Annotated in this window: 14 protein-coding genes; 5 read left to right on the top strand and 9 right to left on the bottom strand. The window is 72.7% G+C overall.

Annotated features, from left to right (window positions below):
* Positions 1-136: 136 nt before the first annotated feature.
* The 4 genes from fabI to ACFWTE_RS27615 all read right to left on the bottom strand — a co-directional run bounded on the left by fabI (position 137) and on the right by ACFWTE_RS27615 (position 4,235).
* The gene (gene fabI, locus ACFWTE_RS27630; RefSeq protein ID WP_378782843.1) at positions 137-901 is read right to left on the bottom strand and encodes an enoyl-ACP reductase FabI; all 765 of its coding nucleotides are present in this window, start codon (positions 899-901) and stop codon (positions 137-139) included.
* 86 nt (positions 902-987) lie between these two features.
* Entirely contained in the window at positions 988-1,692 is a 705-nt protein-coding gene (locus tag ACFWTE_RS27625) for a beta-ketoacyl-ACP reductase (protein WP_378782842.1), read from the bottom strand.
* A gap of 530 nt (positions 1,693-2,222) precedes the next feature.
* Positions 2,223-2,882: a response regulator gene (locus tag ACFWTE_RS27620; protein ID WP_378782845.1), complete on the bottom strand. Its 660-nt coding sequence runs from the start codon at positions 2,880-2,882 to the stop codon at positions 2,223-2,225.
* A 72-nt stretch (positions 2,883-2,954) separates the two neighbouring features.
* Entirely contained in the window at positions 2,955-4,235 is a 1,281-nt protein-coding gene (locus tag ACFWTE_RS27615; RefSeq protein ID WP_378782841.1) for a sensor histidine kinase, read from the bottom strand.
* 354 nt (positions 4,236-4,589) lie between these two features.
* On the opposite strand from ACFWTE_RS27615, the gene ACFWTE_RS27610 reads away from it, so the two are divergent.
* The 3 genes from ACFWTE_RS27610 (at position 4,590) to ACFWTE_RS27600 (ending at position 9,811) form a co-directional block, all read left to right on the top strand.
* Positions 4,590-5,357 (top strand): ABC transporter ATP-binding protein, encoded by a 768-nt coding sequence (locus ACFWTE_RS27610; RefSeq protein WP_378782840.1) that lies wholly within the window; start codon positions 4,590-4,592, stop codon positions 5,355-5,357.
* Between the two features lie 3 nt (positions 5,358-5,360).
* A complete protein-coding gene (locus ACFWTE_RS27605) occupies positions 5,361-8,096 on the top strand; it encodes an ABC transporter permease (protein WP_378782839.1) in 2,736 nt (911 codons plus the stop codon).
* A gap of 134 nt (positions 8,097-8,230) precedes the next feature.
* The gene (locus tag ACFWTE_RS27600; protein WP_378782838.1) at positions 8,231-9,811 is read left to right on the top strand and encodes a DHA2 family efflux MFS transporter permease subunit; all 1,581 of its coding nucleotides are present in this window, start codon (positions 8,231-8,233) and stop codon (positions 9,809-9,811) included.
* Between the two features lie 71 nt (positions 9,812-9,882).
* Here the strand turns inward: ACFWTE_RS27600 and ACFWTE_RS27595 are convergent, their stop codons facing one another.
* The 5 genes from ACFWTE_RS27595 to ACFWTE_RS27575 all read right to left on the bottom strand — a co-directional run bounded on the left by ACFWTE_RS27595 (position 9,883) and on the right by ACFWTE_RS27575 (position 12,481).
* Positions 9,883-10,197 (bottom strand): hypothetical protein, encoded by a 315-nt coding sequence (locus tag ACFWTE_RS27595; protein WP_378782837.1) that lies wholly within the window; start codon positions 10,195-10,197, stop codon positions 9,883-9,885.
* Positions 10,194-10,463: a hypothetical protein gene (locus tag ACFWTE_RS27590; protein WP_378782836.1), complete on the bottom strand. Its 270-nt coding sequence runs from the start codon at positions 10,461-10,463 to the stop codon at positions 10,194-10,196. Before ACFWTE_RS27590 ends, ACFWTE_RS27595 begins: the two co-directional genes overlap by 4 nt.
* 74 nt (positions 10,464-10,537) lie before the next feature.
* On the bottom strand, positions 10,538-11,353 hold the full coding sequence (locus tag ACFWTE_RS27585) for a polyprenol monophosphomannose synthase (RefSeq protein WP_378782835.1): 816 nt from the start codon (positions 11,351-11,353) through the stop codon (positions 10,538-10,540).
* Positions 11,354-11,490: 137 nt separating this feature from the next.
* On the bottom strand, positions 11,491-12,297 hold the full coding sequence (locus ACFWTE_RS27580) for a DeoR/GlpR family DNA-binding transcription regulator (RefSeq protein ID WP_378782834.1): 807 nt from the start codon (positions 12,295-12,297) through the stop codon (positions 11,491-11,493).
* A gap of 49 nt (positions 12,298-12,346) precedes the next feature.
* Complete coding sequence (locus ACFWTE_RS27575) at positions 12,347-12,481, bottom strand: hypothetical protein (RefSeq protein ID WP_378782833.1); 135 nt, start codon at positions 12,479-12,481, stop codon at positions 12,347-12,349.
* Between the two features lie 94 nt (positions 12,482-12,575).
* Here ACFWTE_RS27575 and ACFWTE_RS27570 point away from each other — a divergent pair, with 94 nt between their 5' ends.
* Positions 12,576-13,355 carry a 4'-phosphopantetheinyl transferase family protein gene (locus tag ACFWTE_RS27570; protein WP_378782844.1) on the top strand — a complete coding sequence of 260 codons (780 nt, stop codon included), beginning with the start codon at positions 12,576-12,578 and terminating at the stop codon, positions 13,353-13,355.
* A 456-nt stretch (positions 13,356-13,811) separates the two neighbouring features.
* On the top strand, positions 13,812-14,498 hold the full coding sequence (locus tag ACFWTE_RS27565) for an RDD family protein (protein WP_378782832.1): 687 nt from the start codon (positions 13,812-13,814) through the stop codon (positions 14,496-14,498).
* The last annotated feature ends 111 nt before the right edge of the window (positions 14,499-14,609 follow it).

The raw sequence follows: 14,609 nt of genomic DNA, 5'->3' as shown, positions 1-14,609 counted from the left end.
GGTTTGTTTTTTATTTTCACTCCCCCTCGGTCCCCCCCCCGGCGCGCCCCCCCCCCCGGCCCGGGGCGGGCCCCCGGGGGGGGCCCCCCCCCCCGCCAACCTACCGCACGCACGTGCGGCCCCCCGGTGGTCGGGGTCAGGCTCCGGTGGAGTGGAAGCCGCCGTCGACGTGGACGATCTCACCGGTCGTGGCCGGGAACCAGTCGGAGAGCAGGGCCACGACGGCCTTGGCCGCGGGCTCGGGGTCGGTGATGTCCCAGCCCAGCGGGGCGCGGTCCGGCCAGTTCTTGGCCAGCTCGGCGAACCCGGGGATGCTGCGCGCGGCCATCGTGCTGAGCGGACCGGCGGAGACCAGGTTGACCCGGACGTCCTGGTCGCCGAGGTAGCGGGCCAGGTAGCGCGCGGTGGAGGTGAGAGCGGACTTCGCGACGCCCATCCAGTCGTAGGTGGGGTAGGACACGCTGTTGTCGAAGTCGAGGGCCACGACCGAGCCGCCGTTGCCCATCAGCGGCATCAGGGAGGTGGTGAGGGACTTCAGGGAGAACGTGGACGTGTGCATGGCGACGGCCACGTCCGCCCACTCGGTGTTGAGGAAGTTGCCGCCCAGGGCGTCCTGCGGGGTGAAGCCGATGGAGTGGACGATGCCGTCCAGACCGTCCACGTGCTCGCCCACGCGGGCCGCGAGGCTGCCGAGCTGCTCGTCGTCGGTGACGTCGAGCTCCAGGACCGGGGGCGTCTCGGGCAGGCGCTTGGCGATGCGCTCCACCAGGCTCATCCGGCCGTAGCCGGTGAGCACGACCGTGGCGCCCTGCTCCTGGGCGATGCGCGCCACGTGGAAGGCGATGGAGGAGTCGGTGAGCACCCCGGTGACGAGGATGCGCTTACCTTCGAGGATTCCCATGGTTCGGGTGGTCCGTCCTGTCTTGCTGTCGCGGAAGGGGATTCCGGCGGGTGCGGGCTGAGGGGAGGGCGTGCGGCCGGGGCCGGTCAGTGCCCCATGCCCAGGCCGCCGTCGACGGGGATGACGGCACCGGTGATGTACTCCCCGCCCGGCCCGGCGAGGAAGCCCACGGTGCGGGCGATGTCCTCGGGGGAGCCGAGGCGCCCCAGCGGGATGTTCTTCTTGATCTCCGCCTGGCGGTCCTCGCTCAGGGCCGTGGTCATGTCGGTCCCGACGAAGCCGGGCGCGACGACGTTGACCGTGATGTTGCGCGAACCGAGCTCGCGGGCGAGGGAGCGGCCGAATCCGACCAGGCCGGCCTTGGACGCGGCGTAGTTGACCTGCCCACCGGAGCCCAGGAGGCCCACCACCGAGGAGATCAGGATGATGCGGCCGGAGCGCTTGCGCATCATGCCGCGCACCGCGCGCTTGGCGACGCGGAACGAACCGGTCAGGTTGGTGTCCAGGACGGACGAGAAGTCGTCCTCGCTCATCAGGGCCAGAAGCTGGTCCTTGGTGATGCCGGCGTTGGCGACGAGCACCTCGACGGGGCCCTGGGCCTCCTCGACCTCCTTGAAGGCGGCGTCCACCTGGGCGGAGTCGGTGATGTCGCAGCGGACACCGAGCAGGCCCTCCGGGGGCTCGCCGGAACGGTAGGTCACCGCGACGGCGTCTCCACCCGCTGCCAGCTCACGAGCGATGGCCAGGCCGATTCCGCGGTTGCCGCCGGTGACCAGTACCGAGCGCGACATAGGGGCTCCTCTTCTCCTGCGGCTGCTGTGATCAGCCACGACGTGGTGTTCCAGGGGTGGGATCGCATTGCAGCGTACCGAGCTACCGACCGGTAGACGCAACCGAGGCGGAGAACGGCATCCCTCCCCATACCTCACCGAAGCCGACGGAACCCCGCAAAACGGCCACTCGTGCGGCGCCGGCGCTCCGAAGCCCCTGAGTGGCCGGGGGCGTCGGCGCCACGCGGGGAGCGCGGGGAGCGCGGGGTGCGCGCCGGTGGGCCGCACAGGCCGTCGTCGCGGCGGGGTCGGACCGTGCCGCCGCGCCCCTTCCTCCCTGTGCCGCTCCCCGCACGGGAACCGCGGTGGCGCCGGTGCGGGGCCCCGGCGCCTGGTGTGGTGAAGGCCATAGGGGTGGGGCCGCGCCTGCGCCGTGCTCCCGGACCGGCGTGTCCGGACGCCCGCCAGGAGAGGGTCGTCGGGGCGAGGCCGTCGGGGCAGGGCCCCTCGCGTCGCACCGGCGGCGCTTCCGGTCCCGGCCGCTCCTCCCGCTACGCCCAGCCCGCCTCGTGGGCGAGAATGGCGGCCTGCACCCGGTTGGACATGCCCATCTTGGCCAGGATGCGGCTGACGTGCGCCTTGACCGTGGCCTCGCGCATCCCCAGGTCGCGGCCGGCCTCGGCGTTGGACATGCCCTGGGCGACCGCCACCAGCACCGCCCGCTCCCGCTCGCTCAGCACCGACAGGCGACGGGCCGCCTCCGCCCGCCCCGCGGCCGAGTCGGCCGGCGCGGGCGACGCGAAGCGTTCGAGCATGCGCTTGGTGACGCTGGGGGCGAGCATGGCGTGGCCCTCGTGCACGGTGCGCACCGCCGCGATGAGGTCGCGCGGCGGGGTGTCCTTGAGCAGGAACCCCACCACCCCCGCCCGCAGGGCGCTGTGTACGTACTCGTCCAGGTCGAAGGTGGTCAGCAGCACCACCCGGGGCGGTTCGGGCAGCGCCGTGAGGCGGCCTGCCGCGGTGATCCCGTCGGTGCCGGGCATGCGGATGTCCAGGAGCACCACGTCCGGGCGGAGCTCCTCCGCCAGGCGCACGGCCTCCTCCCCGTCTCCCCCCTCCCCCACGACCTCGATGTCGGGCGCGGAGTCCAAGATCATCCGTAGCCCGGACCTGACCAGGAGTTCGTCATCGACCAGGAGCGTGCGGATCACCGTGCGGGCCCTCTCGTGTTCGTGTGCAAGGACGACGACGGCCACCGACCGCCCGGCCGTCCTCCAGGGCGGTCAGGCCCCGTCTTGGGCCGGGCCGGAGCCGTCCTCGACCGGCAGACCGTCGGTTCGCAAGATAGCGCGCAACCGCCATCCCCCGTCGGGGCACACCCCGGCGCTGAGGCTGCCCCCGGCCAACACCACCCGTTCGTGCAGACCGGTCAGCCCGAACCCGCTCCGGGGCATGGGCGCCGTCGGCGCGGGCGCGGGCTCGTTGACCACCTCCACCTCCACCTGGTGGGGGCCGTGGTGCAGGCGCACGGCGACCTCCGCACCGGGTGCGTGTTTGGCCGCGTTGGTCAGCCCCTCCTGGATGATCCGGTAGGCGGTGCGCTCGACCCCCGGCGCCAGGGGGCGCACCTGGCCGGTCTCCTCCCTGCGGATGACCATCCCCGCCGTGCTCCACTCCCCGACCAGCCGGTCCAGGTCCGCCAGGACGGGCTGGGGCGCCGTGGGCGCGGCGGTGGTCGTCTCGTCGCGCAGCACCCCGAGGATTCCGCGCAGCTCGGACAGTGCCTCCCGGCCCGTGGTACGGATCAGCCCCGCGGCCTCCACCGTCCGGGAGTCCTCCGAGGAGACCTCCAGCCCGCCCGCGTGCAGCACCATGAGGCTGACCCTGTGGGCGACCACGTCGTGCATCTCCCGCGCGATACGGGTGCGCTCGGTCGTCAGGGCCTGCTCCGCCATCAGGTGCTGTTCGCGTTCGAGGCGTTCGGCCCGCTCCTGGAGCCGGTCGACGAGCTGGCGCCTGGTACCGATCCACAGGCCCGCCGTCACCGGGACGACGAGGAAGAAGACCACGGCGATCACGTACGTGACGCCGCTGGTCCCGTATCCCCCGCCTGCCGCCAGGCACATCAGGCCGAACCACGCGGCGACGAGCCTGCGGTCGTTGGAGTAGACCGCGTACGAGTAGACGGCGATCGCCGCCGGGACGAAGTTGCCGAAGCACCCCAACAGGACGACCGCGATCAGGAGCAGCCACCTGGGCCGGGTGCGCCGGAACAGGATGGCGACGGCCGCCACGAGGGTCGGGACCAGGGCGAGGAGGAACGCGAGGCCGAGCACCGCGAACGCCGCACCCGTGTCCCCGGAGCGCGCGAGGCTGTTGGACACCGTGGCGAGGGGGGCGCTGACCAGCCCGTTGCCGCCCATCTGGAAGAGCAGGCTGAACGGCAGGGTCCCCACGGCGTAGAACCAGTCGGCGATGCGCAGCCGCCTGTCCCACCACCACTGCCAGTTGCCCTGCCACCGGGCGCCGACGGACCGCCCTCTGTCGTTGACCCAGGACCTCATGGTGCGGATTCTACGGCGGGCCCCCGCCCGCCTCCCGTGCCCGGCCTGCCGCGCACCACGCCGCCGCGCCCACGGCACGACCGCGTCTTCGCAGGTCAGAACACACGCGTCGCGCACATGTCACGGAAAGTGACGGACCCGCCCCCGACGAAAGTCGGTGGGTCGGCCAGACGAAGGAGTCCCGGACCCGCCGCGCACCCTTCCTTTGGCCGACCCCGGGATCGGTCCAGCGGGGGACGCCCCGGCCGCCCGCGCGGACCTAGCGTGGTGGAGTGCCGGGGCGGACACAGGTCCCCCGGCCCGCACACCGAGCACCCGTATCCGTCATCCCCACCGTTTCTGGAGCTGTCTGCCGTGACCGAGTCCACTGTGAAACCCGACCCCGCGGTCACCTCGCCACCGGTCGTGGTCGCGCGAGGTCTCACCAAGACCTACGACACGGGTGACAGCCAGGTCCACGCCCTGGCCGGCGTCGACGTGGACTTCCACCGGGGCGCGTTCACCGCGATCATGGGCCCCTCCGGCTCCGGCAAGTCCACGCTGATGCACTGCCTGGCCGGGCTGGACGTGGCCACGTCCGGCACCGTGCACCTGGGCCGGACCCAGATCACCGGTCTGCGCGACGCCGAGCTGACCCTGCTGCGCCGCGACCGGATCGGGTTCATCTTCCAGTCGTTCAACCTGCTGCCGATGCTGACCGCCGAGCAGAACATCCTGCTGCCCTCCCAGATCGCCAAGCGGGCGGTCGACAAGGAGCGCTTCGACCACATCATCGACGTGGTCGGCCTGCGCGACCGGCTCCACCACCTGCCCGCGAAGCTCTCCGGCGGTCAGCAGCAGCGCGTGGCGGTGGCCCGTGCCCTGCTCAACGCGCCCGAGGTGGTCTACGCCGACGAGCCCACCGGCAACCTGGACTCGCGCTCGGGCTCCGAGATCCTGGCGTTCCTGCGCGGGTCCGCCCGCGACCTGCACCAGACCATCGTCATGGTCACCCACGACCCGGTCGCCGCCTCCTACGCCGACCGCGTGGTGTTCCTGCGCGACGGCCACCTGGTGGACGAGGTGCTGGAGCCCACCGCCGAACTGGTCTCCGCGCGGCTGCTGAAGCTGGAAGAGGTCTGATCCATGCTGCGCACCACACTCGCCGGGCTGCGGATGCACAAGTCCCGGTACGTCACGACGGTGATGGCCATCCTGCTCGGCGTCATGTTCGTCTCCGGCACGATGGTGTTCGCCGACACGCTGAACGCCAACTACGAGAAGTCCGTCATGGGCTCCGCGACCAGTGTCGACGCGATCGCGCTCCCCACCGTGGAGGAGCAGGCGGACCCGCAGGAGCCCGTGGAGCGGCCGACGCTGACCGAGGACCAGTTGGACGACGTCCGCGCCCTGCCCGAGGTGGGCGAGGCCGACGGCACCGTCAGCGGGCAGGCCGTGCTCCTGGACCGTGACGGCCGGGCGTTCGGCATCACGCCCCCCGCCGCGATCTCCCTCGGTGAGACCAACCGGTTCTCCCCGGACGAGGGCGAACTGCCCGAAGGCCCCGATGAGCTCGCCCTGGCGGTTTCCACCGCCGAGCAGAACAGTTTCGAGGTCGGCGACACGGTGACGGTCCTGGACCCCGCGCAGGAGAAGCGCGAGTTCACCGTCACCGGTCTGGTCGACTTCGGTGTGGACACCGCGTACAGCTTCGGCGGCGCGATCGTCTTCTCCCCGGACACGGTCGAGGAGATGACCGGCGCGACCGGCTACACCGAGATCGACGTGCTCGCCGCGGAGGGCCACACCGACGAGGAGGCCGCCGACGCCGTCGCGTCCCTGCTGGGCGACCGCGCACAGGTGCTGACCGGCGAGGCCTTCGGCCTGGAGATGGCCGAGTCCGTCGGCGGCGACACAGCGCTGATGCGGACCGCGCTGATGCTGTTCGCCTTCATCGCCATGTTCGTGGCCGGCATCGTCATCTACAACACCTTCGCCATCCTCATCGCCCAGCGCCAGAAGGAGATGGCCCTCCTGCGCTGTGTCGGCGCCAAGCGGGGCCAGGTGTTCCGCTCCGTCCTCGCGGAGTCCTTGGTCGTGGGGCTGGTCGCCTCCGCCCTCGGCGTCCTGGCGGGTGTGGGCATCGGCATGGCCGGTGCGGCGTTCGGCGGTCCGCTGCTGGGCATGGGCGGTTCCGTCCCCGTGGCGATCACACCCCTGGCCGTGATCATGGGCCTGGTGGTCGGCACCGTGGTGACCGTCGGCTCCGCCCTGGTCCCGGCCACCCGCGCCACCCGGGTCCCGCCGCTGGCCGCGCTGCGCACCAGCGCGACCGCGGGGGGGCTGGAGAAGGGCACCGGCTGGATCCGCGTCGCGTTCGGGTTCCTGATGTTCGCGGCCTCGGCCGCCCTGGTGGCCTTGACGCGCCTGTCCGACCCGAGCGAGACGGGTGCGGTCATCGTGACGGCCGCCGCGCTGATCGCCTTCGTGGGCGTGGTGGTGCTGGGTCCGCTCCTGGTGCGCGGCATCGTCCGCCTGGTCGGTGTCCCGCTGCGCAGGATGGGTGTGCCGAGCATGCTGGCGGTGGACAACTCCACCCGCAGCCCGCGCAGGGCGGCCACCGCGATGATCGCGTTGACGGTCGGGGCCACGCTCATCACCGGCTACTCGGTGGTCAGCGCGTCCTTGGAGACCACCATGACGCAAAAGCTCGACGAGCGGTTCCCGGTGGACTACGAGGTCACCGCACAGTTCTCCCTGGACGAGGCCACCGGAGGGGGCACGTCCTCCGACGAGGTCCCCGCCGAGGACACCGTGGAGCCCCCTCCCGAGGGCTCCCAGGACGCCGAGCAGGGTGAGGGCGACACGGCCGGCGACACCGCGGCCGGAACCGACGCGCCCTCCCCGGAGGAGGGCGCGGAGGAGACAACCGAGGCCGCCGCGCCCGAGGCGCCCGGTCCCCCCCTCGTCCCCGCCGAGGTCGAGCGCGCCCTCGCCGACGACCCGCTCCTGGAGAAGGTGATCGCACAGCGCGGAGGAGAGGCCGAGGGGTACGAGGGCGACTCCACGGACGCGCTCCCCGTCAGCACCTACGACGGCGCCGAATTCGGGGTCGACATCACCGGCGAGACCGTCGAGGGCGAACTGTCCGGTTTCGGCCCCGGCGAGGTACTGATCTCCGAGAGGTTCGCCGAAGGCCTGGGCGTGGGCGACACCCTCACCCTGCCGGCCCCGGACGGCGAGGTCGACCTGGAGGTCGCCGCGATCCTGGAGGACGGCCAGTCCCTGTGGGGCGCGATCGTCTCCACGGAGGACTTCGCCACGCTGTACCCCGACACCACCGACAGCGAGATGATCCACGTCCGCGCGGTCGAGGGCGCCGACGCCGCCGAGGTGCGCGACGCCGTCTACACGGCGGTGGAGGACCACCCGACCGTGCAGGTCAGGTCGGTCGCCGAGATGAAGGACCAGTTCTCGGACATGATGGACATCGCCTTCTACACCATCGCGGCGATGCTGGGCCTGGCGATCGTCATCGCGGTGTTCGGCATCTCCAACACGATGGCGCTGTCGGTACTGGAGCGCACCCGCGAGTCCGCGCTGCTGCGCGCCCTGGGCCTGGGCAAGGGACAGCTGCGCCGGATGCTGAGCGTGGAGGCGGTCCTGCTGTGCCTGATCGGCGCCGGGATCGGCATCGTCCTGGGCGTGGTGTTCGGCTGGGCCGTGGGTGCGGCGACGTTGCCCGACATGGTGCTCACCGTGCCGGCCGGACAGATCGCGGTGTTCATCGCCGTCGCCGTGCTCGCCGGTCTGCTGGCGTCGGTGCTGCCCGCACGCAGGGCCGCCGGCACCTCCATCACCGGGGCCCTGGCCAGCGAGTAGGACCAGGTCACGTCCCGCACGACACGGGGACAACAGACGCGGGGCCCCCCCCAGCCGGGGCGGGGCCCGCCCGCGAGTGGCGGAGGGGGGGGGCGGGGTGGGGGTCGGAGGTGGTAGCCGGGGGAGAGGGCGGGGTGGCCTGGGGGACGCCGGCCGCCCGGTGGACGCTGACCGCCACCGTGCTCGGCTCGGGGATGGCCTTCCTCGACTCGACGGTGGTGACGGTGGCGCTGCCCGCCATCCAAGGCGACCTCGACACGGGGCTGTCCGGGTTGCAGTGGATCGTCAACGGCTACATGGTGACGCTCTCCGCGCTGATCCTGCTCAGCGGCTCCCTGTCCGACCGGTTCGGCAGGGTCCGGCTGTTCATGGCGGGCGTGGCCGTGTTCGCCCTGGCCTCGGCGCTGTGCACGTTCGCGCCGACCCTGGAGTGGCTGATCACGGGGCGCGTGGTGCAGGGGGTGGGCGGGGCCCTGCTGACCCCGGGGAGCCTGGCGATCCTCCAGGCGGGGTTCCGTGAACAGGACCGGGCCCGCGCGATCGGCGCGTGGTCGGGACTGACGGGTGTGGCCTCCGCGGTGGGGCCGTTCGTGGGCGGCTGGCTGGTGCAGATCGGCGACTGGCGCCTCATCTTCCTCATCAACCTGCCGATGGCAGTGGCGGTGCTGGCGATCGCCTGGTTCAAGGTGCCGGAGTCGCGCGACACCCGGGCCCCCCGCAGGCTGGACTACCCCGGGGCGCTGCTGGGGGTCGTGGCGCTGGGCGGGATCACGTACGCGCTGATCCAGTGGGGCGCGGCGGGCGGTACTCCGGCCGTATGGGCCGGTGCGGTGATCGGTGTGCTGGCCCTGGGCGCGTTCGTGGCCGTGGAGGCGCGCACGCCCAACCCGATGCTGCCCCTGGGGATCTTCTCCTCCACGGCGTTCAGCGTGACGAACGCGGCGACGGTGCTGATCTACGGTTCCCTGGGGCCGCTCCTGTTCCTGCTGGTCATCCACCTCCAGGAGGTGGGCGGCTACTCCCCTGTCGCGGCGGGTGCGGCGTCGTTGCCGATCACGGTCCTGATGCTCGCCCTGTCGGCCCGGTCGGGCAGGCTCGCGGCCCGGATCGGCCCGCGCGCCCAACTGGTCGCGGGACCGCTGCTGCTGGCCGCGGGTTTCGTGCTGCTGTCCCGCCTGGGCCAGGACGCGCCCTACCTGACCGGGGTGCTCCCCGGGGTCCTGCTGGTGGCGCTGGGCCTGGCGACGACGGTGGCGCCGCTGACGGCGACGGTCCTGGCGTCGGTGTCCGAACGGCACGCGGGGCTGGCCTCGGGGGTGAACAACACGTTCGCGCGCGGCGCCCAGCTCATCGGTGTCGCCGCGGTGCCCGTCATGGCGGGGATCGGCGGCTCCGGCGGCGAGGGGCCGGGGGCCGGCGCCGCGTCCTCGGAGATCGCCCAGGGGTTCGGCCCGGCGATGCTGATACTGGCGGGGTTGTGCGTCCTGGCGGCGCTGTGCGCGCTGGCGCTGCCCCGCGGACGGATGCCCGAGGCGTCCGAGGCGGCGGAGCGCGGTGCGATGCCGGCGGAGGCCAGTGCCGTGGCGCCGCGCGCCGACGACCAGCCGTTGCGGTTCTGCGGCGTGTCGGGGCCGCCTCTGCGCTCGTGTCCGGGGTCGACCGCGGGGGAGATATCCGACCACCCCGGGCAGGCTCCGGGGGCGCCCTCGCCCTGAGGAGCGCGGCGCCGGAGACGGCCGGGTCTACGGGCGGGCCCGGCGGAAGGTGGCCCTGCGGTACCCCGGGGTCAGGCGTCGGGACCGGACGCGGAGTCGGGTCCGCCGTCGGGCTCGGGCTCGGGCTCGGGCTCGGGCTCGGAGACCACGCTGAGGGCCTCCTCCTCGGCGCTGCGGTACCCGCCCCACCTCTGCCGGGGGACGATGTCGCGCCGTTCGGCCCGCACCTCCTCGGTGATGCCCCAGTCACCGGGGCTGTCACTCTCCCGGAAGGTGTGGTTGACGTGGTCCGCGAAGGGCTCGATGGTCATCTCGCGCTCGGCGACCTCGGTGGCCTGCGGGTCGTCCCCCATGTCCAGGTCGACTTCGTAGGGCTGGTCGCTCACGGCAACCGCCTCCCGTCCTCGTCCACCTCGCCCAGGGCCTCGTCCTCGGCGGGGGGTTCGCCCAGCTGCCAGTCCTCGGTCGGCAGACTGCTCGAACGCTCTTCCCGGACCTCCTCGTCGATACCGATCTCGCCTCGGCTGTCGTCGTCCTCGAAGGAGTAGTCGCGGACCTCGTCCCCCGCGTTCATGCGGCTCTGGGCCTCGGCGATCTCGCTCTCCTGGGGGTCGTCCCCCATGTCGGAGTCGACTTCGTAGGGCTCGCTCACGATGCCTCTCCCTTCTCTGTCGTCCCTCGATGATCGCAGTTCACCCCGGGGATGGGAAGGAAGGCGGGCCGGAGCTAGCGCCGGGAGCGCTCCGCGCGGCGCAGGCGCAGCGGGCGCAGAGCCGCCTCCAGGGCGACGGCGCCGTCGAGCTTGCTCTGGCCGGCGACGCGGTCCTCGAAGTGGATGGGGATCTCCATCATCTTCTGGCCGCGCCGGTAGGCCCGGTAGTGCATCTCCACCTGGAAGGCGTACCCGGTGCTCTCGATACCGGCCAGGTCGAGGGCGCGCAGCGCCGACGCCCGCCAGATCTTGAACCCGGCGGTGACGTCGCGGACGGGGATGGACAGCACGGCCTTGACGTAGGTGTTGGCCCAGCCGCTGAGGATCCGCCGGCTCGTCCCCCACTGCTCCGACAGGCTTCCCCCCGGGACGTAGCGGCTGCCGATGACCACGCCTGCGTTGGTGGAGTGCAGGGTGCCCAGGAGCTGCGGGACGTAACCCACGGGGTGGCTGAGGTCGGCGTCCATCTGCACGACGTAGTCGGCGCCGTCCTCCAGGGCCCGGGTCATGCCCTCCACGTAGGCGCGGCCGAGGCCGTCCTTGGTGGTGCGGTGCAGAACGCTGATCCGCCCGGCGTGCTCGATGGCGAGCTTGTCCGCGATCTCGCCGGTGCCGTCCGGGGAGTTGTCGTCCACGACCACGACCCGCAGAGCGGGCAGGTCCAGGCTCATCAGCTGCCCCACCAGGACGGGGAGGTTGTCCGCCTCGTCGTAGGTGGGGACGACGACCGTCAGGCGCGAGGCCGCCCAGGGCTCGGGGAGGGCCACCGGCTCGGGGGTGACGCGCACCGGTTCGGACGGGACCTGCTGGGGCGTCGGCTGGGAGGGCATGCGCGGCGGCTCCTGCGTGTGGGCGGCGGTCGGACGGCCTGGGGGCGAGCCCAGGATCACGCATCGGGTCTGGCAGCGCAATGCGCGTGAACGGAAGGGTACGCGGTCCCTCCGACCCGCCGGAGCGGGGCCGCACATCACTGGCCCCGCTCGTCGGCGACCACTGCCACGTGGACGAGCGCGCCCAGTTCCTCCAGGGTCATCAGCACCTCGGGGTCGGCGCTGCTGTCGGTGACCAGGTGGGCGATCCCCTCCGAGGCGACGGTGGGCACCATGGTGTCGGCACCGATCTTGGTGTGGTCGGCCAGGACGATGGTCTCCTCCGCGCAGGCCGCCAGAGCGCGGTCCACACTGGCCACGGCGGGGTTGGGGGTGCTCAGCCCGCGGTCGGCGCTGACCCCGTTGCCGGAGAGGAAGGCCCGGTTGACGCGGAGCCCCGCCAGGCTCTCCTCCGCCGAAGCCCCGACCAGTGCCCGCATCGGCCCGTGCAGGGTGCCGCCTGTGACCACCACCTCGACCCCCGCGGCATCGGCGAGGACGTCGGCCACGCGCAGGGAGTTGGTGACCACGGTCAGGTCGTTGCGGGTGAGGAGCTGGCGGGCGAAGGCCTCCGCGGTGCTGCCGGGGCCGATGCTGACGGCGTCGCCGGGGCGGACCAGCCGTGCGGCGGCACCCGCGATGGCGGCCTTCTCGGCCGCGCACTGGCCGCTCTTGCCGGAGTAGCTCTGCTCGTGGCCGATCCGGCCTGGCAGGGCGACCCCGCCGCGGCGCCGGTCCACGACCCCCTCGGCCTCCAGCGCCCGCACGTCGCGGCGGATGGTGACCTCCGAGGCGCGGACCTTGACGGCGATGTCGCGCAGGGACATGGTGCCGTTGGCGCGCACGAGTTCGAGAATGCGCTCCCGTCGCTCGGCGGCGAACGCCGGACGGCTTTCCTCGGCCATGTGACCCACCTTCACCCGTGCTCGCGCACGGGCGTGGTCCCGCGCCGCTCTAGAGTACGGACCGGTCCCGGCCGACGGGGTGGTCCGGCCCGGGCTTCTCCGTCACGAGGGTGATGACGACGACCGCCGTCAGCGCGACCAGACCGATGAGCGCTCCCGCTCCGAACAACACGACGACAGACATTCGGGCCTCCCAGGGGACGGGCTGACCTGCCAATAACCGAATTCCCGGTTTGGGTTGACCTCACACCACCCAACCCGGGGAAACTCGGGTGACAATGAGGAGCATGACGTTCGACCCAGCGCCCCCGGCCTACGAGGTCTGGTGGGCCCACACCTCCACCGCCGACGACCGCCTGCTCCGCCTGCTGGACGAGGACGAGAGCGCCCGCAACGCCCGTTTCCGCCACCAGGCCGACCGCGACCGGCACCTCCTGGGCCGTTCGATGGCCCGTCTGGTCCTGGCGGACCGGGCGGGGTGCCCGCCCGAGAAGGTCACCTTCGACATGCGCTGCCGCTCCTGCGAGGAGAAGGTACGCACCGGCGCCGACCCCGGGGACGGGTCCCCGCACGGCAAACCGCACCCCTCCGGCCCCGCCCAGGGCTGGGAGATCTCCGTCAGCCACTCGGGTGAGTGGGTCGTGCTCGCCGTCACCGGGGGTGTCCCCGTCGGGGTCGACGTCGAGCGGGTCTCGGAGGCCCGCGACCTGGAGGGGCTGGCGGGGTACACGCTGGCCGCGCCCGAGCACGCGGTCTGGGAACGGCTCGCGCCCGCCGACCGGATCGGTGCCTTCTTCCGGTACTGGGCGCGCAAGGAGGCCCTGCTCAAGGCGACCGGCCTGGGGCTGTCGGGCGGGCTGCGCAGGGTCCTGGTGAGCCCGCCCCACGACGACGCGGCCCTGCTCTCCTGGGAGGGCGGCGGCGGCCCGGAGTCCGCGGCCCTGACCGACCTGGAGTGTGCCGAGGGGTACCGTTCGGCCCTGGCCGGGTTGGCCCCGGGCCCCCTGGAACCGGTGGTGCGCACCCCCGAGGACACGGCCGGGCTGCTCCGCTGCTAGGTCGTGTTTCTTGCGTCCTTGCCGGGCTCGCGCCCGCCAGGCTTCCTCCCGCTGCGCCTCTGCGCTCGTGGAGCACGACCAGGCCGAACGTCGCGCATCGCCTTGCGAGAGATCGCCCAAACGGCCGCTCGCCGACCCGAGAACCTCCAAGGAACACTCCCTGGGCGAGGCCCACAGAAGCCCGACGCGGTCACGGCGCCAGGCCGTACACCGCGGGCAGGGCCGCGCCCACGGGATCGTCCCCCGGTCCTCCGTGTCGGGAGCGCCCCTGTCGGCGCGCGGTGGTGTCGGAGGAGGGGAGTAGGGTGCGGGTGCGATTCCGGGGATTCCCGGGCAACCGGGGCTCACCCGAACCGCACCCGCCCCCACCGCGTCCGACGGCTCCCGCACCGCGCTCGGCCGCGCCGTGGAGGCACTACACACGGACACCCCCTGACAACACTCGGCAGGAGAGCCATGCAGCCCCCCTATCAGCACGTCGGCGGTCAGCCGGAGTCCGCGCCCCCCTACCCCGGCGCGCCCCAGCCGGGGTGGCAGGCGCCCGCCTACCCCGCGCCGCCGCCCTACCCCCAGGCCCACGCCCCAGGCTACGGCCATCCGGGGTACCACCCGCCTCAGCACCACTGGCTCCCGCCGGCGCTCACCGACCCCGGGCAGTGGAATCCGAACCATCCCGAGGTCGGCAGGGCCGAGCTGGGGATGCGCTTCGTCGCACGGTTCGTCGACTCGTTCTTCGTCGGCTGCGTCTGGTACGCGATGATGCTGCTGGGGACCGGGGTCAGCGTGGTCGCCGGCGGCGGCGACATGGACGGCGGAGTCGGCGAGGCCACCTTCATGGTGGTCGTCATCTTCAACTTCTTCCTGCTGGCCATCGTGCTGGAGTGGCTCCAGGTGCGCCTGTGGGGGCGGTCGGTCGGCAAGATCATGCTGGGCCTGTGGGTGGTGCGCTCCGACGGCAGCGGGAGGGTCAAGGCAGGCCGCGCGCTCGTGCGGGCGCTCCTCTACGCACCGGGCGTCAACGCGCTCACCCTGATCCTGCCCTGGTCGCTCCCCAACCTCCTGTGGCCGCTGTGGGACAAGAGGCTTCGCCAGTGCCTGCACGACAAGGTCGCGGGCACGGTGGTGGTCAAGGTCCGCCGCTGACGCGGCATTCGCGCACGCTGCGCAGAGCGTTCGAAGCCGAGCTCGGCGGAACACCACCTGCCATCGCATCACGGGGGCGCCGGTCCCGCCCGTGCCGGGCACGGGCGGGAC

Origin of the sequence: Nocardiopsis sp. NPDC058631, from assembly GCF_042716955.1 — a bacterium.
GTDB lineage: Bacteria > Actinomycetota > Actinomycetes > Streptosporangiales > Streptosporangiaceae > Nocardiopsis.
This window is presented reverse-complemented; position numbering and strand designations above follow the sequence as displayed.

Bases quoted from the DNA above. Each gene is read 5' to 3' on its own strand.
- fabI (WP_378782843.1), bottom strand. From the start codon at position 901: ATGGGAATCCTCGAAGGTAAGCGCATCCTCGTCACCGGGGTGCTCACC.
- ACFWTE_RS27585 (WP_378782835.1), bottom strand. From the start codon at position 11,353: ATGCCCTCCCAGCCGACGCCCCAGCAGGTCCCGTCCGAACCGGTGCGC.
- ACFWTE_RS27580 (WP_378782834.1), bottom strand. From the start codon at position 12,297: ATGGCCGAGGAAAGCCGTCCGGCGTTCGCCGCCGAGCGACGGGAGCGC.
- ACFWTE_RS27570 (WP_378782844.1), top strand. From the start codon at position 12,576: ATGAGGAGCATGACGTTCGACCCAGCGCCCCCGGCCTACGAGGTCTGG.
- ACFWTE_RS27625 (WP_378782842.1), bottom strand. From the start codon at position 1,692: ATGTCGCGCTCGGTACTGGTCACCGGCGGCAACCGCGGAATCGGCCTG.
- ACFWTE_RS27615 (WP_378782841.1), bottom strand. From the start codon at position 4,235: ATGAGGTCCTGGGTCAACGACAGAGGGCGGTCCGTCGGCGCCCGGTGG.
- ACFWTE_RS27575 (WP_378782833.1), bottom strand. From the start codon at position 12,481: ATGTCTGTCGTCGTGTTGTTCGGAGCGGGAGCGCTCATCGGTCTGGTC.
- ACFWTE_RS27565 (WP_378782832.1), top strand. From the start codon at position 13,812: ATGCAGCCCCCCTATCAGCACGTCGGCGGTCAGCCGGAGTCCGCGCCC.
- ACFWTE_RS27605 (WP_378782839.1), top strand. From the start codon at position 5,361: ATGCTGCGCACCACACTCGCCGGGCTGCGGATGCACAAGTCCCGGTAC.